Annotated in this window: 24 protein-coding genes and 1 pseudogene; 18 read left to right on the top strand and 7 right to left on the bottom strand. The window is 68.7% G+C overall.

Annotated features, from left to right (window positions below; translation table 11 throughout):
* Window positions 1-1,142, bottom strand: a 1,142-nt coding sequence (mptB, locus tag Q8814_RS12470) for a polyprenol phosphomannose-dependent alpha 1,6 mannosyltransferase MptB (protein ID WP_330152338.1), incomplete at its 3' end; no start/stop codon positions are given.
* 1 nt (window position 1,143) lies between these two features.
* Between mptB and Q8814_RS12475 the strand changes: the two genes are divergently transcribed.
* From Q8814_RS12475 to Q8814_RS12505, 7 genes are all read left to right on the top strand, one after another.
* Complete coding sequence (locus Q8814_RS12475) at window positions 1,144-1,968, top strand: helix-turn-helix transcriptional regulator (RefSeq protein WP_408015897.1); 825 nt, start codon at window positions 1,144-1,146, stop codon at window positions 1,966-1,968.
* A gap of 109 nt (window positions 1,969-2,077) precedes the next feature.
* Window positions 2,078-3,526 (top strand): Fe-S cluster assembly protein SufB, encoded by a 1,449-nt coding sequence (sufB, locus tag Q8814_RS12480; protein ID WP_330152340.1) that lies wholly within the window; start codon window positions 2,078-2,080, stop codon window positions 3,524-3,526.
* Window positions 3,527-4,735, top strand: coding sequence for a Fe-S cluster assembly protein SufD (gene sufD, locus Q8814_RS12485; RefSeq protein WP_330152341.1), 1,209 nt, complete (start codon window positions 3,527-3,529; stop codon window positions 4,733-4,735).
* Between the two features lie 51 nt (window positions 4,736-4,786).
* Window positions 4,787-5,575, top strand: coding sequence for a Fe-S cluster assembly ATPase SufC (gene sufC, locus Q8814_RS12490; protein ID WP_330152342.1), 789 nt, complete (start codon window positions 4,787-4,789; stop codon window positions 5,573-5,575).
* Window positions 5,576-5,579: 4 nt separating this feature from the next.
* Window positions 5,580-6,836, top strand: a complete 1,257-nt coding sequence (locus Q8814_RS12495; protein ID WP_330152343.1) for a cysteine desulfurase — start codon at window positions 5,580-5,582, stop codon at window positions 6,834-6,836.
* Entirely contained in the window at window positions 6,836-7,333 is a 498-nt protein-coding gene (sufU, locus tag Q8814_RS12500; protein ID WP_330152344.1) for a Fe-S cluster assembly sulfur transfer protein SufU, read from the top strand. The genes Q8814_RS12495 and sufU overlap by 1 nt, the downstream gene beginning before the upstream one ends.
* Window positions 7,330-7,764, top strand: coding sequence for a metal-sulfur cluster assembly factor (locus Q8814_RS12505; RefSeq protein ID WP_408015895.1), 435 nt, complete (start codon window positions 7,330-7,332; stop codon window positions 7,762-7,764). The genes sufU and Q8814_RS12505 overlap by 4 nt, the downstream gene beginning before the upstream one ends.
* Window positions 7,765-7,881: 117 nt before the next feature.
* Here the strand turns inward: Q8814_RS12505 and ku are convergent, their stop codons facing one another.
* Complete coding sequence (ku, locus tag Q8814_RS12510; RefSeq protein WP_330152345.1) at window positions 7,882-8,847, bottom strand: non-homologous end joining protein Ku; 966 nt, start codon at window positions 8,845-8,847, stop codon at window positions 7,882-7,884.
* A 76-nt stretch (window positions 8,848-8,923) separates the two neighbouring features.
* A complete protein-coding gene (locus Q8814_RS12515; protein WP_330152346.1) occupies window positions 8,924-10,042 on the bottom strand; it encodes a lycopene cyclase family protein in 1,119 nt (372 codons plus the stop codon).
* Between the two features lie 178 nt (window positions 10,043-10,220).
* On the opposite strand from Q8814_RS12515, the gene Q8814_RS12520 reads away from it, so the two are divergent.
* Both Q8814_RS12520 and Q8814_RS12525 read left to right on the top strand, forming a co-directional pair.
* A complete protein-coding gene (locus tag Q8814_RS12520; RefSeq protein ID WP_330152347.1) occupies window positions 10,221-11,849 on the top strand; it encodes an ABC-F family ATP-binding cassette domain-containing protein in 1,629 nt (542 codons plus the stop codon).
* A gap of 102 nt (window positions 11,850-11,951) precedes the next feature.
* Window positions 11,952-12,206 carry a helix-turn-helix domain-containing protein gene (locus Q8814_RS12525; protein ID WP_330152348.1) on the top strand — a complete coding sequence of 85 codons (255 nt, stop codon included), beginning with the start codon at window positions 11,952-11,954 and terminating at the stop codon, window positions 12,204-12,206.
* Window positions 12,207-12,226: 20 nt separating this feature from the next.
* On the opposite strand, the gene Q8814_RS12530 is transcribed toward Q8814_RS12525, so the two are convergent.
* Window positions 12,227-12,793, bottom strand: a complete 567-nt coding sequence (locus tag Q8814_RS12530; RefSeq protein ID WP_330152349.1) for a TetR/AcrR family transcriptional regulator — start codon at window positions 12,791-12,793, stop codon at window positions 12,227-12,229.
* A 100-nt stretch (window positions 12,794-12,893) separates the two neighbouring features.
* Window positions 12,894-15,677, bottom strand: a complete 2,784-nt coding sequence (acnA, locus tag Q8814_RS12535; protein WP_408015898.1) for an aconitate hydratase AcnA — start codon at window positions 15,675-15,677, stop codon at window positions 12,894-12,896.
* A gap of 360 nt (window positions 15,678-16,037) precedes the next feature.
* Between acnA and Q8814_RS12540 the strand changes: the two genes are divergently transcribed.
* The 8 genes from Q8814_RS12540 to Q8814_RS12575 all read left to right on the top strand — a co-directional run bounded on the left by Q8814_RS12540 (window position 16,038) and on the right by Q8814_RS12575 (window position 24,750).
* Complete coding sequence (locus tag Q8814_RS12540; RefSeq protein WP_330152351.1) at window positions 16,038-16,595, top strand: Rv1476 family membrane protein; 558 nt, start codon at window positions 16,038-16,040, stop codon at window positions 16,593-16,595.
* 418 nt (window positions 16,596-17,013) lie between these two features.
* Window positions 17,014-18,660 (top strand): NlpC/P60 family protein, encoded by a 1,647-nt coding sequence (locus Q8814_RS12545; protein ID WP_408015896.1) that lies wholly within the window; start codon window positions 17,014-17,016, stop codon window positions 18,658-18,660.
* A gap of 153 nt (window positions 18,661-18,813) precedes the next feature.
* Window positions 18,814-20,055, top strand: coding sequence for an AAA family ATPase (locus tag Q8814_RS12550; RefSeq protein WP_330152353.1), 1,242 nt, complete (start codon window positions 18,814-18,816; stop codon window positions 20,053-20,055).
* A complete protein-coding gene (locus Q8814_RS12555) occupies window positions 20,052-21,017 on the top strand; it encodes a DUF58 domain-containing protein (RefSeq protein ID WP_330152354.1) in 966 nt (321 codons plus the stop codon). Before Q8814_RS12550 ends, Q8814_RS12555 begins: the two co-directional genes overlap by 4 nt.
* On the top strand, window positions 21,014-21,994 hold the full coding sequence (locus Q8814_RS12560) for a VWA domain-containing protein (RefSeq protein WP_330152355.1): 981 nt from the start codon (window positions 21,014-21,016) through the stop codon (window positions 21,992-21,994). Before Q8814_RS12555 ends, Q8814_RS12560 begins: the two co-directional genes overlap by 4 nt.
* Window positions 21,995-22,059: 65 nt before the next feature.
* A complete protein-coding gene (gene fabG1 / locus Q8814_RS12565) occupies window positions 22,060-22,806 on the top strand; it encodes a 3-oxoacyl-ACP reductase FabG1 (protein WP_330152356.1) in 747 nt (248 codons plus the stop codon).
* A gap of 50 nt (window positions 22,807-22,856) precedes the next feature.
* The gene (inhA, locus tag Q8814_RS12570) at window positions 22,857-23,663 is read left to right on the top strand and encodes an NADH-dependent enoyl-ACP reductase InhA (protein WP_330152357.1); all 807 of its coding nucleotides are present in this window, start codon (window positions 22,857-22,859) and stop codon (window positions 23,661-23,663) included.
* Between the two features lie 19 nt (window positions 23,664-23,682).
* On the top strand, window positions 23,683-24,750 hold the full coding sequence (locus Q8814_RS12575) for a ferrochelatase (protein WP_330152358.1): 1,068 nt from the start codon (window positions 23,683-23,685) through the stop codon (window positions 24,748-24,750).
* 7 nt (window positions 24,751-24,757) lie between these two features.
* On the opposite strand, the gene Q8814_RS12580 is transcribed toward Q8814_RS12575, so the two are convergent.
* The gene (locus Q8814_RS12580; RefSeq protein WP_330152359.1) at window positions 24,758-25,426 is read right to left on the bottom strand and encodes a winged helix-turn-helix transcriptional regulator; all 669 of its coding nucleotides are present in this window, start codon (window positions 25,424-25,426) and stop codon (window positions 24,758-24,760) included.
* A 162-nt stretch (window positions 25,427-25,588) separates the two neighbouring features.
* Here Q8814_RS12580 and Q8814_RS12585 point away from each other — a divergent pair, with 162 nt between their 5' ends.
* Complete coding sequence (locus Q8814_RS12585) at window positions 25,589-26,419, top strand: class I SAM-dependent methyltransferase (protein WP_330152360.1); 831 nt, start codon at window positions 25,589-25,591, stop codon at window positions 26,417-26,419.
* A 38-nt stretch (window positions 26,420-26,457) separates the two neighbouring features.
* On the opposite strand, the pseudogene Q8814_RS12590 reads toward Q8814_RS12585, so the two are convergent.
* Window positions 26,458-26,698: pseudogene (locus Q8814_RS12590) on the bottom strand (hypothetical protein); the annotation flags it as partial.

A 26,698-nucleotide genomic window follows, 5' to 3' on the forward strand; every position in this document is an offset into this window, starting at 1 on the left:
CGGTGGGCCAGCGCCATACCGACGAATCCGAGCGCGAGCAGCGACGGCACCTTGATCATCGACGACAGCGCGATCACCGCGGTGCCCGTGGCCAGCCACGCTGCGGCGCGCAACCGGTGCGGCCGGCCGTCGGACGTATCGATGTGCACCCCACGCAGAGCCAGTTCGACGCCGGCGAGCATCAGCCCCAGCATCAGCGCCTCGTTGTGGATCCCGGCAACCAGATGCAGCAGCAGCAGCGGATTCGCCGCCCCGAGCCACAGGGCGCTGACCGAGGCGACGCCGCAGCGCCGCGCCAGGCGCGGCAGCGCCCACACGATCAGCGCGACACCGACCAGCGCGAGCAGTCGGTGGACGAAGATGCCGGCGACGATATTGTCGCCGGTCACCGAGGCGACTTTCTCGCCGAGCCACAGGAACCCCGGCCCGTACGGGGCGGGGGTGTCGCGCCAGATGTTGGGCACTGTCCGGGTCAGCACATGATCGACGCCGAGCGCCCCGGCGGGTCCGACGTCGTACGGGTCCAGGCCGCGCGCGGCGATCTCGCTCTGCGCGAGGTAGGAGTACACGTCCTTGCTGAACATCGGCGGCGCGACCACCAGCGGCAGGATCCACAGCAGCAGGGTCCGGTCGAGCTGGGAACGAGTGAGCCGCCGCGGCTGACCGTCCGGGTCGTGGCGGCCGATCGCGAACCGTCCGAGCAGCAGCCACGCGAGCACCACCAGCACGGTGCCGGTCATCGCCAGGGTCAGCGAGGCGCTGGGCATCCGGGCCGCCAACCCCAGCATCCGCACTCCCTGGACGGGGTTCTGCAACACGGGTTGCGCGCCCGCGCCGAGCGCCCCGACGGCCATCAGGACCGTGCCGGTGGCGCCGAAGATGCGGATGCGGTGCAGTTGCGCGGTCTCGGTCGCATCGAGCCCCCGGCCTTCGGTTTCGTCGCCGTGCAGGACGGCGGCCACTCCCGGCCGGGTATCTCGCTTGCCGAGACCCAGCGCGCGGCGACCCAGGTCGAGCGCGCGGGCGCCGAGGTGGTCCGCGCGGTCGGCTCCGCGCGCCTCGGGTTCGGGCAGCTCGGGTTCGGATGGGGTCGACGGCACGCACGCAGCGTAACGGGCGCCCGCCGCTGTCCTCGGACACATGATGGGGAGCGGGAGAGGAAGGGCACCCTTGGTAGACCATGTTCTCGAATTCCGTCACACTGGTGTTGTGAAAACCCCGACCATGTCCGCATCAGATGAGGAACGCGCAGGTCACGACCCTGCGACGGTTCCGTCTGCGCGCGCGACGTCGGGTCGCGAGGTGCCGCAACACGAAGGGCAGACCCGCGCCGCCGTCGTGCAGTTGCTGCTCGAACAGGGGCCGATCACAGCCCCCGACATCGGCGATCGTCTCGGTCTGAGCGCCGCCGGGGTGCGCCGGCACCTCGACGCCCTGATCGAGTCCGGCGAAGCACAGGCCGCCGCGCCGCCACGGCGACAGGGCCGTGGCCGTGGTCGTCCGGCCCGCCGGTTCCAGCTCACTGCGGTCGGGCGTGCCCGACTCGGGCACTCCTACGACGATCTTGCCGGTGCCGCGATGCGTCATCTCCGTGAGATCGGGGGAGACGCCGCCATCGAGGACTTCGCGCGCCGCCGTGTGCAGTCCATCCTCGGGAGAGTGACCCCGGCCGAATCGGACAGCAGCGCCGAAATCGAGGCAGTCGCCGAGGACATTGCCGACGCTTTCACCGCCGCCGGCTTCGCCGCGTCCACCCGGCAGGTCGGCGCCGGCGTCCAGATCTGCCAGCATCACTGCCCTGTCTCCCACGTCGCCGAGGAGTTTCCCGAACTGTGCGAAGCCGAGCGGGAAGCATTCGTGGAGATTCTCGGCACGCACGTGCAACGACTGGCGACCATTGCCAACGGCGACGCCTTCTGCACCACCCATGTCCCGGTGCTTCCGCCGAAGGGAGGCGCGAGGTCGTGAGTGCCGCCGAGCCTTGAGACGAGCCGTAAGAAATGAACAACCCCCATTGTTGTCCGTCGGCGACAAGCAGCCCGTGCCGACATCGATCCATCCTCCGGAAGGAGCTCGCATGACCGTCACTTCGGACCAGACGTCCGGCGCAGGCGCGCCGTTGACTCAAGAGGAGACCATCGCGTCCCTCGGCCACTACGAATACGGCTGGTCGGACTCCGACGCGGCCGGCGCTTCCGCGCAGCGTGGGCTGTCCGAAGACGTCGTCCGCGACATCTCCGCCAAGAAGAACGAGCCCGAGTGGATGCTCGACATCCGCCTCAAGGCGCTGCGCACGTTCGAGAAGAAGCCGATGCCGGGCTGGGGTTCGAACCTCGAGGGCATCCACTTCGACAACATCAAGTACTTCGTGCGGTCGACGGAGAAGCAGGCCGAGTCGTGGGACGACCTGCCCGCGGACATCAAGAACACCTACGACAAGCTGGGCATCCCGGAAGCCGAGAAGCAGCGGCTCATCTCGGGCGTGGCCGCGCAGTACGAGTCGGAGGTCGTGTACCACCAGATCCGTGAGGACCTCGAGGCCCAGGGCGTGCTCTTCCTCGACACCGACTCCGGTCTGCGCGAACACCCGGAACTGTTCCGCGAGTACTTCGGCTCGGTCATCCCGGCCGGCGACAACAAGTTCTCCGCCCTCAACACGGCCGTGTGGTCGGGTGGCTCGTTCATCTACGTCCCGCCGGGTGTGCACGTCGACATTCCGCTGCAGGCCTACTTCCGGATCAACACCGAGAACATGGGCCAGTTCGAGCGGACCCTGATCATCGTCGACGAAGGTGCCTCCGTGCACTACGTCGAGGGCTGCACCGCTCCGATCTACAAGTCCGACTCGCTGCACTCCGCGGTCGTGGAGATCATCGTCAAGAAGGGCGGTCACTGCCGCTACACGACGATCCAGAACTGGTCGAACAACGTCTACAACCTGGTGACCAAGCGCACCAAGGTCGAGGCGGGCGGCTCGATGGAATGGATCGACGGGAACATCGGTTCCAAGGTGACGATGAAGTACCCGGCCGTGTGGATGATGGGCGAGCACGCCCGCGGTGAGGTGCTCTCCGTGGCGTTCGCCGGTGAGGGCCAGCACCAGGACACCGGTGCGAAGATGCTGCACCTGGCGCCGCACACCTCCTCGACGATCGTGTCGAAGTCGGTGGCCCGCGGCGGCGGACGTGCTTCCTACCGCGGTTTGGTCCAGGTCAACAAGGGTGCCTACGGCTCCAAGTCGACCGTCAAGTGCGATGCGCTGCTCGTCGACCAGATCAGCCGTTCCGACACCTACCCGTACGTCGACATCCGCGAGGACGACGTCACGATGGGCCACGAGGCGACGGTGTCCAAGGTCAGTGACGATCAGCTGTTCTACCTCATGAGCCGCGGCCTCAACGAGGACGAGGCCATGGCAACGGTCGTGCGCGGCTTCGTCGAGCCGATCGCCAAGGAACTCCCCATGGAGTACGCCCTCGAGTTGAACCGCTTGATCGAACTGCAGATGGAAGGGGCAGTCGGCTAGATGACTGCGAATACGAGCAACACCCCCGCCGCCGGGGTGCAGGCCGCGGTGCGCGGCGAGAACACCAAGGTGCCGGCCGTCAACAAGGGCGAGGTCTTCACCTCGTTCGATGTGAATGCCTTCGAGATTCCCGGCGGCCGCGACGAGGCCTGGCGGTTCACGCCGCTACGCCGGCTGCGCGGGCTGCACGACGGCTCCGCGGTCGCCGACTCCACCGCCCCGATCGAGGTGACTCCGGTCGACGGCGTGCAGGTCGAGACCGTCGGTCGCGACGACCCGCGCCTCGGGCAGGGCGGCGTCCCCGCCGACCGGGTCGCCGCGCAGGCGTACTCGGCGTTCGAGACCGCGACGGTCCTCACCGTCGGCCGCGAGGTCGAGGTCGCCGAACCCGTCACCGTCACCGTGACGGGGCCGGGGGAGGGCAAGGTCGCCTACGGGCACCTGCAAATCCGGCTCGAGCCGTTCGCGAACCTCACCGTCGTGATCGATCAGCGCGGCAGCGGCACCTACGCCGAGAACGTCGAGTTCGTCGTCGGCGACAGCGCCCACCTGAAGGTCGTCGCGGTGCAGGACTGGGCCGACGACGCCGTGCATGTCGCCGCGCACCACTCCCGCCTCGGCCGCGACGCGGTGCTGCGGCACTTCACCGTCGGGCTCGGCGGCGACCTGGTCCGCATCTCACCGACGGTCAGGTACGACGGTCCCGGCGGCGACGCCGAGATGCTCGGCGTGTACTTCGCCGACGCCGGTCAGCACCTCGAGCAGCGGCTGCTGGTGGATCATTCGCAGCCGAACTGCAAGTCGAACGTCGTGTACAAGGGTGCGTTGCAGGGCGATCCGGATTCCGGGAAACCCGACGCCCACACGGTGTGGATCGGCGACGTGCTCATCCGCGCGGAAGCAGAAGGTACCGACACCTTCGAACTCAACCGCAACCTGGTGCTCACCGACGGAGCCCGGGCCGACTCGGTGCCCAACCTCGAGATCGAGACCGGCGAGATCGTCGGCGCCGGGCACGCGTCCGCGACCGGCCGCTTCGACGACGAGCAGCTGTTCTATCTGCGCGCCCGCGGCATCCCCGAGGACCAGGCCCGACGTCTCGTCGTCCGCGGTTTCTTCCACGAGTTGCTCGAGAAGATCACCGTGCCGGAGGTGCGTGAGCGGCTCCACGCCGCAGTCGAGGCCGAACTCGCAGCGGTCGGCGCCTGACCACCCGACCGTCGTAGTCCCCATACTCTTTTCGAAGGATTGATTTCACCGATGTCCACATCCCAGAACGTCCTCGAGATCAAGGATCTCCACGTTCGTGTCGCGCAGACCGACGAGAACGCCGAGCCGATCAACATCCTCAACGGCGTGACCCTGACGGTCCGCTCCGGCGAGACGCACGCCATCATGGGCCCCAACGGCTCCGGCAAGTCCACGCTGTCCTACGCGATCGCCGGTCATCCCAAGTACGAGGTGACCTCCGGCACCATCACCCTCAACGGTGAAGACGTGCTGGCGATGAGCGTCGACGAGCGTGCCCGCGCCGGCCTGTTCCTGGCCATGCAGTACCCCGTCGAGGTTCCCGGCGTCTCGATGTCGAACTTCCTGCGCACCGCCGCCACCGCCGTCCGTGGCGAGGCACCGAAGCTGCGCCACTGGGTCAAAGAGGTCAAGTCGGCGATGGCCGAACTCGAGATCGATCCGGCGTTCGGTGAGCGCAGCGTCAACGAAGGTTTCTCCGGCGGCGAGAAGAAGCGCCACGAAATCCTCCAGCTGGGGCTGCTCAAGCCGAAGATCGCGATCCTCGACGAAACCGACTCGGGCCTCGACGTCGACGCACTGCGGGTCGTGTCCGAAGGCGTCAACCGCTACCAGTCGCAGGAAGACGGCGGCGTCCTGCTGATCACGCACTACACGCGCATCCTGCGGTACATCAAGCCGCAGTTCGTGCACGTGTTCGTCGGTGGCCGCATCGTCGAATCCGGTGGACCGGAGCTGGCCGACGAACTCGAGGCGAGCGGCTACGTGCGGTTCACCCAGGCAGCGACACAGGGAGCGTGAACATATGACGGTGACGATGCGGACACTGGACGTCACCCGGATCAGGGCCGATTTTCCGATCCTCGCGCGGACGGTGCGCGACGGCCGGCCGTTGGTATACCTGGACTCCGGCGCGACCTCGCAGCGCCCGGTGCAGGTGCTCGACGCCGAACGTGAGTTCCTCACCTCGTGCAACGCCGCAGTCCATCGCGGCGCGCACGCGTTGTCCGAGGAGGCCACCGACGCCTACGAGGGTGCCCGCGCCGTCATCGCCGACTTCGTCGGCGTCGATACCGACGAGGTGGTGTTCACCAAGAACGCCACCGAGTCGCTGAACCTGGTGGCGTACGCGTTCGCGGACTCCCGCTTTCCCCACAAGCTGGGCCCCGGCGACGAGATCGTGATCACCGAACTCGAGCATCACGCCAACCTGGTGCCGTGGCAGGAATTGGCCCGCCGCACCGGCGCGACCCTGCGCTGGTACGCGGTCACCGACGACGGCCGCATCGATCTCGATTCCCTCGAATTGACCGAGGCGGTCAAGGTGGTGTCGTTCACCCACCAGTCCAACGTCACGGGTGCGGTGGCGCCCGTCGAGGAACTGGTGCGGCGCGCCAAGGCGGTCGGTGCGCTCGTCGTGCTCGATGCCTGCCAGTCGGTGCCGCACATGGCCGTCGACTTCCGAGCGCTCGGGGTGGACTTCGCTGCGTTCTCCGGGCACAAGATGTTCGGGCCGTCCGGCGTCGGGGTTCTCTACGGGCGTCGCGATCTGCTCGCCGATGTGCCCCCGTTCATCACCGGCGGTTCGATGATCGAAACCGTCACCATGGACACGACGACGTTCGCGGCGCCTCCGCAACGATTCGAGGCGGGCTCGCCGATGTCGTCGCAGGCCGTCGGGCTCGGGGCTGCGGTGCGGTATCTGCAGGACATCGGGATGGACGCGGTCGCCGCGCACGAACACGAATTGACGGCCGCGGCCCTTGCCGAGCTCAACGCGATCGAGGGTCTGCGGATCGTCGGCCCCACCACCGCGGAGCAACGCGGCGGCGCCGTGTCGTTCGTCGTGGACGGCGTCCACGCCCACGATCTCGGGCAGATCCTGGACGACGAGGGCGTCGAGATCCGTGTGGGTCACCACTGCGCGTGGCCGCTGCACCGGCGTCTCGGGGTCGCCGCCACCGCACGCGCGTCGTTCGCCGTGTACAACACGCTCGACGAGGTCGCCGCGCTGGGCGCCGCGATCCGCCGGGCACAGGACTTCTTCGGGGTGCGCGGCTGATGCGAATGGAACAGATGTACCAGGAAGTGATCCTGGACCACTACAAGCGTCCCCACCATCGCGGTCTGCGCGATCCCTACGGCGCCGAGGTGCATCACGTCAATCCGACCTGCGGCGACGAGATCACCTTGCGGGTGCACCTCGCCGACGGTGTCGTGGCGGACGTCTCGTACGACGGTCAGGGCTGCTCGATCAGCCAGGCCGCGACCTCGGTGCTCACCGACCAGGTGATCGGAACACCCGTCGAGCAGGCGCTCGCCACCGTCGCGAGTTTCGCCGAGATGGTGGGCAGCCGTGGCAACATCGAAGGCGACGAGGATGTCCTGGGCGACGGCATCGCCTTCGCCGGGGTCTCGAAGTACCCGGCGCGCGTCAAGTGCGCGCTGCTGGGCTGGATGGCATTCAAGGACGCCGTCGTGCAGATTCTCGACGGCGGGGCCGAGAATGATGTGGCCGACGGGGTCGAACCCGTTTCTAGCGGAGGAAAGAACTCATGACCGAACCTGCCCCCGACACCGTGACTGCCGAGGCTGCGGTCGCCGAGAACGCGATCGCCGGGAACTCCGGCGACAGCGAGACGAGCAACATGGTGTCCGCCTCGGCACCACCCCTGGACCCCGAGCGTCTGGACGAACTCGAGGAGGCCATGCGCGACGTGGTCGACCCGGAACTCGGCATCAACGTCGTCGACCTCGGACTGGTCTACGGCATCTCCGAGACCGACGAGGCCGTGACCATCGACATGACGCTGACCTCGGCGGCCTGCCCGCTCACGGACGTCATCGAAGACCAGGCTCAGGGCGCACTCGTGCGCAGCGGCATGTGCGACGAACTCCGCATCAACTGGGTGTGGATGCCGCCGTGGGGTCCCGACAAGATCACCGAGGACGGGCGCGAGCAGTTGCGCGCGTTGGGCTTCACCGTCTGATTCGAGATTCTTCTCGAACACCCGCGTTGTACTCGAACGCCGGCGCGCCGGATCGCTTCCGCTCCGCCGACCACCGTTCACCGAAGTAGCCGACCGCCGGGCCTGTAGGCCCGGCGGTCAGGCGCGTTTGCGTTCGGTCGTCTTCTTCGCCGGGGTCTTCTTCGCGGTCGACCCGGACTTTCCTGATGCGCTCTTCTTGGCGGTGGTTTTCTTGGCGGCGGCCTTCTTCGCCGGCGCCTTCCGTCCGGAACTCTTCTTCGGAGCCTCGGTTTCGTCGTCTTTGCTGCCCCCGGACGGTTTCCCCCCGGCGGCATCGACGCTGCGCTGCAGCGCAGCCACCAGATCGAGGACCTCGGCGTCGGCACCTTCCTCGGCGGGCTCGGCGACCTGGAACACCTTTTCTCCGCCGCGGGCGAGCGCATCGTCGATCAACGTCCGCAGCTCGACCTGGTACTCGTCGGTGAACTCCGTCGGGTCGAAGTCCGCAGACATCGATTCGACCAAGGTCTCGGCCATCGCGAGTTCTTTCGGCTTCGGCTGCTCCACCTTGTCGAGGGAGGAGAACTCGGCGGCGCGCACCTCGTCCGGCCACAGCAGCGTCTGCAGAATCAGCAGGCCCTCGCTCGTGCGGAGCGCGGCGAGACGCGTGCGCTGGCGCAACGTGAAATGCACCAGTGCGGTGCGGTCGCTCTGCTCGAGCGTCGCCGCGAGCAGCGCATAGGCTTTCGGCGACGCCGAATCGGGTTCGAGATAGTACGACTTCTCGAACAGAATCGGATCGATCTGCTCGGTGGGCACGAACTGCAGCACCGGGATCTCGTGTTTCTCCGCGGCCGGCAGCTTGTCGAAGTCTTCGTCGGTGAGTACGACACGGGTGCCGTCTTCCGAGTCGTAGGCCTTGTCGATCTCCTGATAGGGGACGACCTCGCCACACTCGCTGCACACCCGCTGGTACTTGATTCGCCCGCCGTCCTTGGCGTGCACCTGATGGAATCTGATGTCGTGGCTCTCGGTCGCCGAGTACACCTTCACCGGGACGTTGACGAGGCCGAACGCGAGGGCACCCTTCCAGATCGACCGCATATGCCCATCATGATCGACAGTGCGCCCGGTGTGCGGCGAACCGGCGGAATTTCTTCGGTGTCGGGCGGCTGAGATGTCACCACATCGCGCGCACGAGCGCGCCCCGCATCCGCGGCGGCACCGCGCCGAAGAGTTTCCACATCGCCGCCGCGGTGCCCGCGAGGTCGTCGCGCCGCGACAGGTACGCGCGCTGGTGTGCCGGCGGCAGCTCGAAGAACTCCGAGAAGAACTCCGCGGTCGAGGTCGCATCGAGGCGCAGCAGGGCCCGCAGCCCCACCGACCGCAGGGCAGCGACCGCTCGGGCCGCACGCGTCCACAGCACCTCGTCGGGGTCTGCGTTGTTCCGCATCGCCGTGACCACCGCGTCGGCGGTCGCGAGCGCGGTCCCGACCGCGTATCCCGTCGCCGGGTGCATCAGCCCGCCCCGCGCCCCGAAGCCGAGTACCCCGTCGCGGCGGCGGGGCGGAGCCTCGACCGCGAAGCGCACCCGCTCGATGCGTTCACTGCCGTCGACGGGCACCCCCCGCGCCGTGAGCCGCGCGTCGAGCCGGCGGCGCAGTTCTTGCAGCGGCACCGGGGGGCGTCCCACCAGGCAGGTCTCCTCGAGAAGTACCCGGCCCGCGCCCACCGGCATCGCATACAGGAACGAGGGGGTATCGCCGGAGACGGTGCCGTTGTCGGTGCGCCAGTCCATGAACCACGCCGACCGGGACTCGAGGGCCGGCGCCGCGGCCGGCTCGTCGACGACGACACCGAAGGCGCTCTGCTGCGCGTACTGCGCGGTGACCGGTACCCCACGCGCATCGACCACGTAGCGGGCCCGGAGCCGACGTCCGTCGTCGAGCACCGCGCCACCCGGATCCAGCGACCGGACCCGTCCGGCGGTCACCGTCACCGGATCGAGGGGCAGCGCGGCGCGCAGCGCCGCGGTGTCGAAGATGCAGTAGGCCCGGTTCAGCACGTGCGGCCGTCCCGCCCATACCGCGGGTTCGTCGACGCGAGACGCGACAGCCCCGGCCGGCAGCCAGGAGGGAAGCTCGTCGGCCCACGCCCCGTACGTGGCGGTCCACTCCCGATCCGGATGCGGGTCGACGGCCACGACCTCGAGCCCGGCGGCGTGGGCCCGGGAGGCGAGGGTGCGACCGGCCGGGCCGAGGCCGGCGACCAGCACGTCGGCGATCCGGGACGTCGTCATAGTGGGCAGCGTAGAACTCCGCGTCGCGCGGTCGAGGGACCACCGCCTGCGACGGCCGGTGAACGTAGTGCATCTCACCTCCTGATCCGGTGTCATCGACGGTAAAATAGGTGGTTCGTGTGCCCGGCCCTTCGGCCTGACGGCACCCAATCGCACCCCCCATCGAGGAGTCCCACGCGTGATCACCGCTACCGATCTGGAAGTCCGTGCCGGTGTGCGGACGCTGCTCTCCGCACCCGGGTCCGGGTTGCGGGTGCAGCCCGGAGACCGGATCGGGCTGGTCGGACGCAACGGCGCGGGCAAGACCACCACCCTGCGCATCCTCGCGGGCGAGGGCGAACCGTATGCCGGCACCGTCGTCCGTTCCGGCGAACTCGGCTATCTGCCGCAGGACCCGAAAGAGGGTGACCTGTCGGTGCTCGCGAAGAACCGGGTGCTCTCGGCGCGCGGCCTCGACGAGATCCTGCGCTCGATGGAGAAGCAGCAGGCGCTCATGGCCGAGGCCGTCGACGAGAAGATCCGCGACCGCGCGGTGCACAAGTACGGCTCGCTCGAGGAACGTTTCTCCGCTCTCGGCGGGTACGAAGCCGAGTCCGAGGCCGCGCGGATCTGCTCGAGCCTGGGCCTGGCCGACCGCATTCTCGAGCAGCCCCTGCAGACGCTGTCCGGCGGTCAGCGGCGCCGCGTCGAACTGGCCCGCATCCTGTTCGCGGCGTCCGACGGTGCGGGGAAATCGGCGACGACCCTGCTCCTCGACGAGCCCACGAACCACCTCGACGCCGACTCCATCACGTGGCTGCGCGGATTCCTGCAGAACCACGACGGCGGACTCATCGTGATCAGTCACGATGTGGATCTGCTCGCCGACGTCGTCAACAAGGTGTGGTTCCTCGACGCGGTGCGCGGCGAGGCCGACATCTACAACATGGGGTGGAAGAAGTACCTCGATGCCCGCGCGACCGACGAGCAGCGTCGCCGCCGCGAGCGCGCCAACGCCGAGAAGAAGGCGTCGGCGCTGCACAAGCAGGCCGCGAAGCTCGGCGCGAAGGCCACGAAGGCCACCGCGGCGCAGAACATGGCCAAACGCGCCGACAAGCTGCTCAACGACCTCGACGAGGTCCGGGTGGCCGACCGGGTCGCCAAGATTCGGTTCCCGGAGCCCGCCCCGTGCGGCAAGACCCCGCTCATGGCGAAGGAACTGACGAAGGTGTACGGCTCGCTGGAGATCTTCACCGGCGTCGACCTGGCGATCGACCGCGGGTCACGCGTGGTGATCCTCGGTCTCAACGGTGCGGGCAAGACCACCCTGCTGCGTCTGCTCGGCGGCGTCGAGACACCGGATCTCGGTGAACTCGTCGCCGGCCACGGGTTGAAGATCGGATACTTCGCGCAGGAACACGACACCCTCGACGACGATGCGTCGGTCTGGGAGAACATTCGTCACGCCGCTCCGGACGCGGGGGAGCAGGACCTGCGGGGGCTGCTCGGTGCGTTCATGTTCACCGGCCCCCAGCTCGATCAGCCCGCCGGCACCTTGTCGGGCGGTGAGAAGACGCGTCTGGCGTTGGCGGGGCTCGTGTCGTCGGCCGCGAACGTGCTGCTGCTCGACGAGCCGACCAACAACCTGGATCCGGTCTCGCGCGAGCAGGTTCTCGACGCGCTGCGCAGCTACGAGGGCGCGGTCGTGCTCGTCACCCACGATCCGGGTGCCGCCGAGGCGCTGAACCCGGAGCGTGTGATTCTGCTCCCGGACGGCACCGAGGACCATTGGTCGCGGGAGTACCTGGAGCTGATCCAGCTGGCGTGAGGCCGGCTCCGGTCCGTGCCCCCTTCGGATCGATCCGCCACGGTCCGCGTGCCGTTGATCTAGCCTGGAAACAGGACCTTTGTCGAGGCGACGGGAGGATCAATGGCGCGCAATCCCGACCGTGCTCAGCCTACGTTTACGAAGGGAACTCGGGTCACCGGGGAATCTCGGGACCGCTTGCAGGAAGAACTCAAACGCCGGTACGAGGCGGGTGCGAGCATTCGCACGCTGGCGCAGGAAACCGGACGCTCCTACGGGTTCGTGCACAATGTGCTGGTCGAATCCCAGGTGCGTCTGCGCGGCAGGGGCGGCCCGAATCGCCGACGGCGCACCGCCACAGCAGACCAGGGCGGCTGACCGGCCGCGACCGGATCGGGTCAATCGCGGCGCCGGACCGATTCCTCCACGAGATCGAGAACCTGCCCGAGTTCCTTTTCCGCATGTCCCGATGCCAGCCGGGCGATGAGTCCGTCGAGCACGAGATCGAGATACTTGAGAACCACTTCGGTCGGCAGGTCGTCGCGGAGCCGTCCCGCTTCGCGCTGCCGTTCGAGGCGGCCCACGGTCGCCTCGGTGAGTTCGGCCGAATGCTGGGTCCACGCCTTCGCGAACTCGGGGTCCGTCCGCAGGCGCCGGGTGATCTCGAGGCGGGTGCCGAGCCAGTCGAACCGCTCGGGTGAGGCGAGCATGTCGCGCATCACCTGCACCAGTCCCTGGGTGGCGGCGACATCGGCCATCCGCTTGTTGTCCGCCTGCGCGAGCGCGAGGAACAGGCCGTCCTTGTCCTTGAAATGGTGGAAGATCGCGCCGCGGGACAGTCCGGTGATCTCCTCGAGCCGGCGCACCGTCGCGCCGTCGTAGCCGTACTCGGCGAAACAGCGTCGTGCACCGTCGAGGATCTGACTGCGCCGAGCGGCGAGATGGTCCTCACTGACCTTGGGCACCGCCCACATCCTTTCCGACAGCGGACACGGCGGGCCCGAGACGAGACTCGTCCCAGGCCCACCGCGCCGCACTCTGTGCGGCCGTGCGGTCGCGAACCGATCAGTTGTTGATCATGTTGCGCAGCACGTACTGCAGGATGCCGCCGTTGCGGTAGTAGTCCGCCTCACCCGGGGTGTCGATCCGGACCACGGCGTCGAAGGTGACCTTCTCGCCGTTCTCGCGGGTCGCGGTGACCTTGACGGTCTGCGGGGTCGCGCCCTCGTTGAGCTTCTCGATGCCTTCGATATCGAAGGTTTCGGTGCCGTCCAGGCCCAGCGACGCGGCGGATTCGCCGGCCGGGAACTGCAGCGGCACAACGCCCATGCCGATCAGGTTGGAGCGGTGGATGCGCTCGAACGACTCGACGATGACGGCCTTGACACCGAGCAGGCTGGTGCCCTTGGCGGCCCAGTCGCGCGAAGAACCGGAGCCGTACTCCTTGCCGCCCAGGACCACGAGCGGGATGCCGGCGGCCTGGTAGTTCTGCGACGCGTCGTAGATGAACGCCTGCGGTCCGCCGTCCTGCGTGAAGTCGCGGGTGTAGCCGCCCGAGACGTCGTCGAGGAGCTGGTTGCGCAGCCGGATGTTGGCGAACGTGCCGCGGATCATCACCTCGTGGTTGCCGCGACGCGAGCCCAGGGAGTTGAAGTCCTTGCGTGCGACACCGTGCGCCTCCAGGTACTGCGCGGCGGGGGTGCCGGACTTGATGGCACCGGCGGGGGAGATGTGGTCGGTGGTGACCGAGTCGCCCAGCAGCGCCAGAACGCGGGCACCCTTGATGTCGGAAACCGGTGCGGCGTCCTTGGTCATGCCGTCGAAGTACGGAGGCTTCCGCACGTAGGTGGAGTCCTCGGCCCACTCGAAGGTCTTGCCCTCCGGGGTGGACAGCGAACGCCAGCGCTCGTCGCCCTTGAAGACGTCGGCGTACGAGTCGACGAACATCTCCCGGTTGATCGACGCCGCGATGGTGTCCTCGATCTCCTGGGTGGACGGCCAGATGTCCTTCAGGAAGACGTCGTTACCGTCCTGGTCCTGACCCAGCGGGTCCGTCTCGAAGTCGAAGTCCATGGTGCCGGCGATCGCGTAGGCGATGACCAGCGGCGGCGAGGCCAGGTAGTTCATCTTGACGTCGGGGGAGATACGACCCTCGAAGTTGCGGTTGCCCGACAGCACGGCCGTCGCGGCCAGATCGTTGTCGTTGATCGCCTTGGAGATGTCCTCCGGCAGCGGACCGGTGTTGCCGATGCACGTGGTGCAGCCGTAACCACCGAGGTGGAAGCCGAGCTTCTCGAGGTACGGCCACAGGCCGGCCTTCTCGTAGTAGTCGGTGACGACCTGCGAGCCGGGCGCCATGTTGGTCTTGACCCACGGCTTGGAAGCAAGACCCTTTTCGACGGCGTTGCGCGCCAGCAGTGCCGCGCCGAGCATGACCGACGGGTTCGAGGTGTTGGTACAGGACGTGATGCCCGCGACCACGACCGCGCCGTGATCGAGGACGAACTCACCGCGCTCGTCGGACTTGACGGTGACGGGCTTCGTCGGACGACCCTCGGTGTCGAGTGCGGCCGAGTGGACGACGGTGCCCTCGTGGTCGTCGGCGAAGGTCAGTGCGCTCGGATCGGAGGCCGGGAAGGACTCCTCGACCGCCTCGTCGAGCTGGGTGTGATCGGTCTTGGCGTAGTCGACGATATCGCGGCGGAATGCCTGCTTGCCCTCCGACAGCAGGATTCGGTCCTGCGGGCGCTTCGGGCCGGCGATCGACGGGACGACCGTCGACAGGTCCAGCTCGAGGTACTCGGAGAACGCCGGCTCCTTGGCTGCGTCGTGCCACATGCCCTGTTCCTTGGCGTAGGCCTCGACGAGCGCGAGCTGCTCCTCGGACCGGCCGGTCAGGCGCATGTAGTTGATGGTCTCGTCGTCGATCGGGAAGATCGCGGCCGTCGAACCGAATTCGGGGCTCATGTTGCCGAGCGTGGCGCGGTTGGCCAGCGGCACCTCGGCGACACCCTCGCCGTAGAACTCGACGAACTTGCCGACGACACCGTGCTTGCGCAGCATGTCCGTCACGGTGAGCACCACGTCGGTCGCGGTGACGCCCGGCTTGATCTCACCGGTGAGTTTGAAGCCGACCACGCGCGGGATGAGCATGGACACCGGCTGGCCGAGCATCGCGGCCTCGGCCTCGATGCCGCCGACGCCCCAGCCGAGGACGCCCAGGCCGTTGACCATCGTGGTGTGCGAGTCGGTGCCGACGCAGGTGTCGGGGTAGGCCTGGCCGTCGCGGACCATGACGGTGCGGGCCAGGTACTCGATGTTGACCTGGTGCACGATGCCGGTGCCCGGGGGCACGACCTTGAAGTCGTCGAAGGCGCCCTGGCCCCAGCGCAGGAACTGGTAGCGCTCTTCGTTGCGCTCGTATTCGAGTTGCACGTTGCGCTCGAAGGCGTCGGCCGTGCCGAACACGTCGAGGATCACGGAGTGGTCGATGACCATCTCGGCAGGGGACAGCGGGTTGACCTTGTCCGGGTCGCCGCCCAGGGTGGTGACGGCTTCACGCATGGTGGCGAGGTCCACGACGCAGGGCACGCCGGTGAAGTCCTGCATGATCACGCGGGCGGGGGTGAACTGGATTTCCACGCTCGGATCGGCCGACGGATCCCAGTCGGCGAGGGCGCGGATGTGGTCGGCGGTGATATTCGCGCCGTCTTCGGTGCGAAGGAGGTTCTCGGCGAGAACCTTCAAGGAATAGGGAAGTTTCTCGGTGCCGGGAACGGCCGACAGGCGGAAGATCTCATACGAGTTCTCTCCGACCTGCAGCGTCCCCTTGGCGCCGAACGAATCAATACTGGTGCTCACGTCAGCTCCACTCGTCGTTACGGCTCGCCGCCGACGGGGCTGTGTCGACGGCTGAAGCGAGGCACACGACATCGACCCGGCCGGCAGTTCGGTGCGGTGACGTCGTGGCGTCTCACGACAAGTCTAACAGTACGCTTGTCCTGCAATGCGGAGGTATCATCCCGGCCGCGTCGCGGTTCCGTCCACTGGCCCGGGATGTGAACGCCCGCGCGCGAACCGGCGTCGGCGCCTGATCCGCAACGTCCATCGCGTAGTGTGCGATGTTGCCGTGCGAGTGTGGCACCCCCGCCGACTCTCGGCGAGGAGAAGCCGCATCGCCCGCTCCTGCCCCAGCACCACCGGAGAGAGATGTCTGCGCCACTGCCACGAATTCCCGGGCCTTCGGTCACCGATCTGCCTCCCGGTGTCTCGCTCGAACAGGTGCTCGCGGACCTTGCCGACGACCAGGTCGCCGCACCGGCCGACCGTGCCGCCGAGCTCGTCGAGCAGGTGGAGCGAGCCCGCGACCTGGGCGTCGATCTGAGCATCGTCGTCGTCGAGCGCGATCCCCGCATCGATTCGCAACTGCGCGACCTCGCCACCGAGATCGGCTCCGAGGACGGGGGTACCGTCCTCGTCCTCAGCCCCGGCTGGGTCGGGACCTACAGCGACAACCTCGACCGGGTCACGCTGGAAGCCGCGCAGGACCGCACCTACACCGGCGACCCCGTCGTCTCTGCCCGCAATTTCGTCGATTCGCTGGCCGAGCCGTCCCAGCCGTGGACGCTGTGGACGATCCTGCTGATCGTCGTGGTCGCCGCCGCAGCCGGGGTCACGTACCTGGTGAAGAGCCGCCGTCGTCGCGGTACCGAAGTTGCGACCCCCGAACCGGTTCCCGGGCCGGGCGACCGGTCGTCAACGGCCTGAGCGACACGATCCGGCACCGATCGGCGTCCGCATGCGATGCCCGTGTCCGGCCGGTGACCGAACGACAATTTTCTGCCGATATTCGTGACTGTCGTGCGACCGCCGCGCGTGTGTCGTACGGTGCAGATGGCGCTCTTGGGGAAGAAGTGTCACAACCGGGTTGCAGTACGCTGCTGCGACCCGGCGTGCGATAGTCGGCGATTCGACCGTGGACACCACGGGCGATCAGCGCTGCGCTCTTCCTGCCGAGCGTCGGCGTCGGCCTCACCCGCCGGCACGACCGAGGGAGAGCACTGTGAGACGATTCGGTTTCCGCGGAAATCCGCGACGGTCGGTATCGTCCGGCGCCGCTGAGCCACACAGTCTTTCGCCGGAACCCACCGGACGTCGACGCTCACGCCGCCGCCCCGTCCCGCGGTTGGTGGCCGGGGTCGCTCTCCTCACCGTCGTGCTCGTCGGTGTCGCCGGGACCGCCGGGGCTGCGCCGCCGCCCCCGAACCCGAGCGAACAGGAACTCGAGGCAGCCGGATCGGCCGTCACCTCCGGCGTCGACCGGATCGGGGAACTGATCCTGCGGATCGCCAATGCCGACCAACAGCTCGCCGAGCTCGACGCCGCGGTGGCGATCAAACGCGAAGCGGTCAACCGCGCCCTGGTGGACCTGCAGTCCGCACGCGATGTAGCCGATTCCGCGGCGCATACGGTGGCGCTGTCGCAGCAGGCACTGCGCGACGCCGGGGCCCGGATCCAGCATGCCCAACACGATTTCGACGATTTCGCTCGCAGCAGCTACACGCGGGGCGTGAACTCGGCCTCGCTCGCCGCGTTCCTGGCGACCGACGGCCCCGAGGACCTGCTCGACCGCGCTCAGGTCATGCGCTTGCTGCTTTCGGGACGGACCGCGGTGCTCGACGCACTCGAGCGTGCCCGCACCGAGGAGGCCAACAACCACTCACAGGCACGCGCCGCCAAGCTGGAAGCGGACGCGGCCGCCGAGGCAGCGGAACGCCGGAAGGCGGACGCCGAAACCGCGATCACCGTCGCGCGTGCGGCCCTCGATCAGCAAGCAGCCGACAAACAGCGCATCGAACAAGAGCGCGCGCAGGCTCAGACTTCCCTCGACCTGGCCCGGAGCAACGTGGCCGGGCTACAGGGACAACGCGCCGAGTATGTGGCCTGGGACCAGCAGCGCCGTGCCGAGGAGGCGGCGGCGGCCGCTGCCGCCGCGGCTGCGAACGAGGCCGCCGTCGAGGCCGCCGGACGGGTCGCCGCCGATGCGGCAGCCCGCGCCCGCGCCGCCGAACTCGCGAACGGCCGGCGACCACACACCCAGATCGATACGCCGGCTCCCGTCACGGACGGGAGTGTCCGGGAGCAGGCGCCCCCGGAGACGGTGACCGAACCGGGCGCCCCGGATTCCGATGTCGTCGCCGAGTCGCCTCTGCCCGACAGCGCCGAGGCGGGTGGCGCCGACACGGGAATCGGCACAGAGACCGACCCGGACCTCGGGCCGGACACGGACTCCGGCGGCACCGGCCGCGACTGGGGCAACCAGGATCCGGGCGATCCGGTCGGCGACGCCATCGTCACCCCGTCGAAGCCGAGGTCCAAGCCCAGCACACCGCGCCCCACCGTCACCGGCACGGCCGCCATCCAGACGGTCGTCGATCGAGGCCTGTCGCAGATCGGCGTGCCGTACGCGTGGGGAGGCGGCGACGAGAACGGTCCTACTCGCGGCATCCGCGACGGCGGTGTTGCCGACACCTACGGTGATTTCAACAAGGTCGGATTCGACTGCTCGGGACTGATGATCTACGCATTCGCCGGTATCGGCATCTCCCTGCCGCACTACACCGGCTACCAGTACACCGCCGGCACGCAGGTCCCGTCGTCGCAGATGCGGCGCGGCGACATGATCTTCTACGGCCCGAACGCGAGTCAGCACGTGGGCCTGTATCTCGGTGACGGCATGATGCTCGAAGCGCCGCAGTCCGGTTCGCACGTGAAGATCTCGCCGGTACGCTGGGACGGGATGACGCCCTACGTGGTGCGCATGGTGTCGTGACGGCGCTCTGACGTCGTCCGGGAGGCCGGTGCAACGGTGCCGTCCACTCGGACGGTGTTGCGGTGACGGCACAGGAAACCGGCACCTGCCATAGTGGTGCCGGCAGGTGTTTTCCAGCGGAGTAAGCAAGCAGGCGAAAGCGGTGGATTCTTGGTGACCTCACGTGAGGGTGGGACGTCGGGTACGGCAGCGCCGGGCGCACAGGGCGGTGCCCCCCAGAAGGGCGGTGCCCCGCAGAAGGGCGCGGCAGCTCAACAGGGTGGAATCCCCCAGGCCGGTGCGGTGGACACCACCAAACGAATTCAGCCGCAACGAACCGACGGCCGGACCTCCGTCCCCGACCCGGTGCACGACCCCATGAGCGACGTACGACTGCTCGAAAAGGCCGTGTACGAAGTCAAACGCGTCATCGTCGGTCAGGACCTGCTCGTCGAGCGGATGCTCGTCGGCGTCCTCGCCAAAGGGCACGTGCTGCTCGAAGGCGTCCCCGGCGTAGCCAAGACCTTGGCGGTCGAAACCTTCGCCAAGGTGGTCGGCGGATCCTTCTCCCGCGTTCAGTTCACCCCCGACCTGGTGCCCACCGACCTCGTGGGCACCCGCATCTACCGGCAGGGCCGCGAAGAGTTCGACACCGAACTCGGCCCCGTCGTCGCCAACTTCGTCCTCGCCGACGAGATCAACCGCGCCCCCGCCAAGGTGCAGTCCGCGCTGCTCGAGGTGATGGCCGAGGGACACGTCACGATCGGCGGCAAGACGTTCCCGATGCCCGAGCCGTTCCTGGTGATGGCCACCCAGAACCCCATCGAGAACGAAGGCGTGTACCCGCTGCCGGAAGCGCAGCGCGACCGGTTCCTGTTCAAGGTGCTCGTGGACTATCCCACCGTCGAGGAAGAACGCGAGATCGTCTACCGCATGGGTGTGGCCGCGCCGGAACCCAAGCAGATCCTCGGCCACGAGGAGCTCATCCGGCTGCAGAAGGTGGCGAGCCGAGTGTTCGTGCACCACGCCCTCGTCGACTATGTGGTGCGGGTGATCTTCGCGACCCGCTCGCCCGGTGACGTCGGCCTGACAGATGTGCAGGGCTGGATCGCCTACGGCGCCTCGCCGCGCGCCACACTCGGCATCATTTCCTCCGCCCGCGCGCTGGCGCTGGTGCGTGGACGCGACTACGTGATCCCGCAGGACATCGTCGATGTGATTCCGGACGTGCTGCGGCACCGCCTGGTGCTCTCCTACGACGCACTCGCCGACGACGTCTCCCCGGACCAGATCATCACCAAGATCCTGCAGACCGTCGGCCTGCCCCAGGTCGCGCCGCAGGCGACCGCGCCCGCACCCGTCGGTGCGTCACCGGCCCCTGCCGCCGCACCGCAGGCGGGTGCAGGGACACGGTGAGTGAACGCGCCCACGGGTCGCCGCCGGCCTTCCGTTCCGGCGAACTGCGCGACCCGGCCCTCACCGCGGCGCTGCGCACGCTGGAGCTGACCGTACGACGCCGCCTCGACGGGGTCCTGCACGGCGATCACCTCGGTCTGATTCCGGGTCCCGGCTCCGAACCCGGCGACGCCCGCGAGTACCAGCCCGGCGACGACGTCCGCCAGATGGACTGGTCGGTCACCGCCCGCACCACCCACCCCCACGTGCGGCAGAGTGTCGCCGACCGGGAACTCGAAACGTGGCTGGCGATCGACCTGTCCGCCAGCCTCGACTTCGGCACCGGGCTCTGCGAGAAACGAGATCTCGCGGTCGCCGCGGTCGCCGCGATCGCGCATCTGACGAGCGGGGGCGGCAACCGGATCGGTGCCGTCGTGTCCACCGGGCGCGACGTGGTGCGGATTCCGGCCCGCGGTGGGCGTCTGCACGCCCAATCGATGCTGCGCACCATCGCCACGACCCCGCACCCACCCGACGGCACCCGCGGCGACCTGCGCGGTGTCGTCGAGGCGCTGCGCCGGCCACAACGCCGCCGCGGTCTCGCCGTGGTCATCAGTGATTTCCTGGGCCCCCTGGACTGGGAACGATCCCTGCGGGCGCTGTCGGGCCGTCACGACCTGCTGGCCGTGGAGGTGCTCGACCGCCGCGACCTCGAACTCCCCGACCTCGGCGACGTGGTGCTGCACGACCCGGAAACCGGTCGTACCCGCGAATTCACCACCACCCCACAGCTGCGTGACGACTTCGCGCGCGCCGCCGCCGAGCACCGTGCGGCCGTGCAGCTGGCACTGCGCAGCTGCGGCGCCCCGATGCTGAGTCTGCGCACCGACCGCGACTGGATCGGCGACGTGGTGCGATTCGTCGCCGCGCGCCGCCACAGCTTCGGTGCGCCGGCAGGTCCCGCCCGGCAGGGGGGCCGATGAGCTTTTCCGACTTCGCCTCCCCGTGGTGGCTGCTGTTCCTGCTCGTGGTCGCCGCGCTGGGCGCGGGATATGTTGTGGTGCAGCGTCGGCGGCACGCCCACACTCTCCGGTTCACCAACTTCGAACTCCTCGAGAAAGTGGCCCCGGACCGGCCCGGGCCCGCGCGGCACGTCCCGATCGCGTTGCTGCTCGTCGGCCTCGCCCTTCTCACGGTTGCGCTCGCCGGACCCACCGCCGAGCAACGCGTGCCCCGAAATCGCGCGACGGTGGTGCTCGTGATCGACGTGTCGCTGTCGATGGAGGCCACCGACGTGGCGCCGTCGCGTCTCGCCGCTGCGCAGGAGGCCGCGAAGTCGTTCGCCGACGACCTGACACCGGGGATCAACCTCGGGTTGGTCGCGTTCTCCGGTACCGCGTCCGTGCTGGTGTCACCGACCACCAACCGCGCTGCCACCAAGACCGCGATCGATCACCTGCAACTCAGCGAACGCACCGCCACCGGTGAGGCCATCTTCACCGCGATGCAGTCGATCGACACCCTGTCGGCGGTACTCGGCGGCAGCGACCAGGCGCCGCCCGCCCGGATCGTGCTGCTGTCCGACGGAAAGCAGACCGTCCCCGAAAGCCCCGACGACCCGCGGGGCGGGTTCACCGCGGCACGCCAGGCCGCGGACAAGAACATCCCGGTCTCGACCATTTCGTTCGGTACCGAGAACGGCACCGTCACCATCGAGGACGAGCGGATCCCGGTCCCCGTCGACGACCCGTCGCTCGAAGAGATCGCCAAGCTCTCGGGCGGCAGTTTCTTCACCGCGTCCAGCCTCGAAGAACTCGAAGGCGCCTACGACACCCTCGAGGAGCAGATCGGGTTCGAAACGACCCGCGGTGACGCCAGTCGTCCCTGGCTGATGTTCGGGGTGTTCGCCGTCGCCGCCGGTCTGGTCGCTGCGATGGTGCTGCGCCAACGGTTGCCCTGACCCGACTTGTCGCCGCTCCCAGAGCACTGTCCGAGCCTGATCGCCGACCAGATAGGTTTGTGCGCATGACTGACGCAACCAGCCCCGCAGCGTCCGCGCGGCCCACCACGTCCCGCTCGGTTCTCGTCACCGGCGGTAACCGCGGAATCGGCCTGGCCGTGGCCCGCCGCCTGCAGGGCGACGGACACCAGGTCGCCGTGACCCACCGTGGCTCCGGCGTCCCCGACGGCCTGTTCGGTGTCGTGTGCGACGTCACCGACACCGACTCCGTCGACCGGGCGTTCAAGGAGGTCGAAGACCATCAGGGGCCCGTCGAGGTCCTGGTCGCCAACGCGGGCATCACCGACGACACCCTGCTGATGCGGATGACCGAGGACCAGTTCACCACCGTCGTCGACGCCAACCTCACCGGCGCGTTCCGGTGCGCGAAGCGCGCCAACCGGGCGATGCTGCGGGGCCGCTGGGGCCGGATGATCTTCCTCGGTTCCGTCGTCGGCCTCGCCGGGCAGGCGGGACAGATCAACTACGCGTCCTCGAAGGCCGGGGTGATCGGCCTGGCCCGGTCGGTGACCCGCGAACTCGGTTCACGCTCGATCACCGCCAACGTCGTCGCCCCCGGTTTCATCGAGACCGACATGACCGCCGAACTGTCCGACGATGTCCGCGACACCGCGAAGAAGTTCATCCCGCTCCAGCGTCTCGGCAGGCCCGAGGACGTCGCCGCGGTCGTGAGCTTCCTCGCCTCCGACGACTCCGCCTACGTCTCCGGCGCGGTCATCCCCGTCGACGGTGGCCTCGGCATGGGCCACTGACCCGCCACATCCGGACCGCATCCGAAACTCACTGGAGGACAGGCACACTCATGGGCGGACTGCTCGAAGGCAAGACCATTCTCGTCACCGGCATCATCACCGATGCCTCCATCGCATTCCACACCGCCAAAGTGGCGCAGGAACAGGGCGCCAAGGTGATCATCACCGGATTCGACCGGCTGCGCCTGATCGACCGGATCGCGCAACGGCTTCCGCAGCCCGTGCCGTCGGCGATCGAACTCGACGTTCAGAACCAGGAGCACCTCGACGGTCTCGCCGGCAAGATCCGCGAGATCGCGCGCGACGGCATCGACGGCGTCGTCCACTCCATCGGATTCGCACCACGCTCGTGCCTGGGCAGCCCGTTCCTCGACGCGCCGTGGACCGACGTCGCGGTCGCACTCGAGGTGTCCGCGTACTCGTACGGGGCGCTCGCCAAGGCGGTGCTGCCCGTGATGAACGACGGCGGTTCGATCGTCGGCATGGACTTCGACCCGGCCCGCGCGGTGCCCTTCTACAACTGGATGGGCGTGTCCAAGGCCACCCTCGAATCCGTCAACCGGTACGTCGCGAAAGAGGTGGGTCCGCGCGGGATCCGCTCGAACCTCGTCGCGGCCGGCCCGATCAAGACCCTCGCGGCGAAAGCCATCGCGGGCGATGCCACCGGTCCCGGCGCCGAGATGAACCGTCTCAACGAAGGCTGGTCCGCCGCCTCGCCGATCGGCTGGGACGTCGACGACCCGACACCGGTCGCCAAGACCGTGTGCACGGTCCTGTCCGACTGGCTGCCCGGCACCACCGGCTCCATCGTCTACGTCGACGGCGGCTTCCACTCGCAGGTCGGTTTCGGCGCCTGACCGTCAGGAGAACAGAACCATGGCGAACACCCCCGAGGCGTACGACGCGCTGATGGTGCTCTCGTTCGGCGGCCCCGAAGGCCCCGACGAGGTGCGGCCGTTTCTCGAGAACGTCACCCGCGGTCGTGGCATCCCGCCCGAACGACTCGACGCCGTCGCCGAGCACTACCTGCACTTCGGGGGTGTGTCACCCATCAACGCCCTCAACCGGGCGATCATCGAGGCGGTCCGCGCCGAATTCGACACCCACGGAATCGATCTGCCGATCTACTTCGGCAACCGGAACTGGCATCCGCTGATCGAGGACACCGTCGCCGAGATGGCCCGCGACGGTGTCGGCAACGCCCTGGTGTTCGCGACGTCGGCGTGGGGCGGATACTCCGGATGCCGGCAGTATCACGAGGACATCGCCCGCGCCCGCGCGGCGATCGCCGACGCACCGGACCTGACGAAGCTGCGCCAGTTCTACGACCATCCACTGTTCATCGACGCGGTGGCCGACGGCGTGCGCGCAGCACGTGCGGAGTTGCCGGACCGGAGCCGAGACACCGCGCGTCTGGTGTTCACCGCCCACTCGGTGCCGACCACCGCCGACGCCGCCGGCGGGCCCCGCGAGGCGGGCGGTCACCTGTACAGCCGGCAGGTGGCCGAGGCGGCGCACCTGGTCTCGGCCGCCCTCGGCGTCGACGACTACGACCTGGTCTGGCAGTCCCGCTCCGGACCTCCTCGGGTGCCGTGGCTCGAACCCGACATCGTCGACCACCTCGACGCCCTCCACGACCGCGGTGTGGACGCGGTGATCGTCGCACCCGTCGGGTTCGTCTCCGACCACCTCGAGGTCGTCTGGGACCTCGACACGGAAGCGCGCGGGCGGGCCGCCGAACTCGGCATGGCGTTCGCGCGGGCCGGAACGGCCGGGACGGATCCCCGGTTCGCGCAACTGGTTCGACAACTGGTGCAGGAACAACTCGGTACCGAGCCGCCGCGGCGCCGCGGTACCGAACCGCAGTTCGGCGTCGGCTGCAACGGACAGTTGTGTGCGGTGGGGTGCTGCGAACTCCCGGCCCGCCCGACACGGCCCGCGTAACCGCGTATCAGCTCACCGCGCCGAACACCGAGGAGACGAACCACCGCGGAAGACTGCGACGCAGTTCGGACGGCCCGTCGATCACCACCGCACCCGACCGCAGCGCCGCCGGCCATCCGAGCTCCCGGCGCCAGATCTCGGTGAGCGCCCGTAGCTGCGCCGTGACCGCCACCGACACCTCGAACCCCGGGTCGGTGTCGCACACGTCGACATCGCCCGGGGTGATGATCATCCACCACCGCCGCACGGACCGTGGCGCCCCGGGGAACTCGAACCGCACAATCGTCCGGCCGGCGGGCACCACGGTGTGGTCGACGTGGCGGTGCATGTCCCACATCAGCAGCTTCGGATCGAGGTCTTCGTCGCCGAGCCGGCCCGTCCACCGCGATCCCCACGCTCCGAGGGCATCGACGACCGGTACCAGTTCCCGGCCCGCGTCCGTGAGCACGTAGCGCACCTCGGTGCCCTCACTGCGGCGCTCCACGATTCCCGCCGAGGTCAGCTGATGCAGCCGCTTGGACAGCAACGTCGGCGACATCCTCGGCAGGCCCCGCCGCAACTCGTTGAAGTGCTCGCTGCCCAGCACGAGTTCTCGCACGATCAGCAGCGTCCACCGCTCGTCGAACAGTTCCATCGCCTTGGCGACGGGACAGAACTGGTGGTACGGCGACCCCATGGTCGAATGCTAGGCCTTCGTGCCGCGCGGGGACAGGGGCGCGGCGCACGCCGGTACAGATTCCGTACTGGATGCGGGTCGCTCCCGGTTTCTACAGTTGACCTGCACCCGCCCCGGACACCGGACCGGAACACGGGGCTCGTTCTCCTGAGGAGACTCATCATGACCGACTCGACCACTCTCGGCGCCGACCGTGCGCTCAAGACGAAACACCGCGCGATGTGGGCCCTCGGCGACTATCCCGCAGTCGCCACCGAGATCATCCCGGAGCTGGGGACGGCGCTGGTCGCCGAGTGCGGTGTGCGCCCGGGCGACCGCGTGCTCGACGTCGCTGCCGGATCCGGCAATGCCGCGATACCGGCGGCCCTCGCCGGCGCCACCGTCACCGCCAGCGATCTGACACCGGAACTGTTCGAGGCCGGCCGCCGCGATGCCGCCGCCGCCGGAGCCGATCTCGACTGGCAGGAGGGCGACGCCGAAAACCTGCCGTACGACGACGAAAGTTTCGACGTCGTATTGTCCTGCGTCGGTGTGATGTTCGCGCCCCACCACCGGGCCGCCGCCGACGAACTCGTGCGGGTGACCCGGGTGGGCGGCCGGATCGGTTTGCTCAGCTGGACGCCCGCCGGTTTCATCGGGCAGATGTTCGCGACGATGAAGCCGTACGCGCCGCCGCCCCCTCCCGGTGCCCAACCGCCTCCGCTGTGGGGCGACGAGGAGCATGTACGGGCCCTGCTCGGCGACCGCGTGACCGACGTGTCGGCGCGTACCGTTTCGCTCCGCGTCGACGGGTTCGCCACGGGCGAGGAGTTCCGGGACTTCTTCAAGGCCGCCTACGGCCCGACCATCGCCGTCTACCGCGCGATCGCCGACGATCCCGACCGGGTGGCGGCGCTCGACCGTGACCTCGCAGACCTGGCGCGGCGCCACGATCTGGGAGGGGGAGCGATGGACTGGGAGTACCTGCTGCTGACGGCCCGTCGCGCGACCTGACCCGTACCCGCCGACGGACAGGGTGAGGTCGGTGCAGCTCAGGTCTGGGGAGAGTGGCGCGCGACGGCGGTGGCGGCGGCGCGACGTGCGGTACGCACCGCGTCCCACAGCGGCCGCAACGCGTCCTCGCGGGCCGCGGCGCCCGAGGCCGAACCCGGCCGGAGGCCACCGTGGCGCCCCGCCACGGTGAGAATCGACGCCACCTGATCGGCCGTGTCGAGAATCCGCCCGACGCGTGGCGGCACGGTCGCCGGCAGCGTGTGACGCGCCGAAGCTGCA

The sequence above is a fragment of the Rhodococcus chondri genome (genome assembly GCF_036327435.1).
GTDB lineage: Bacteria > Actinomycetota > Actinomycetes > Mycobacteriales > Mycobacteriaceae > Rhodococcus > Rhodococcus chondri.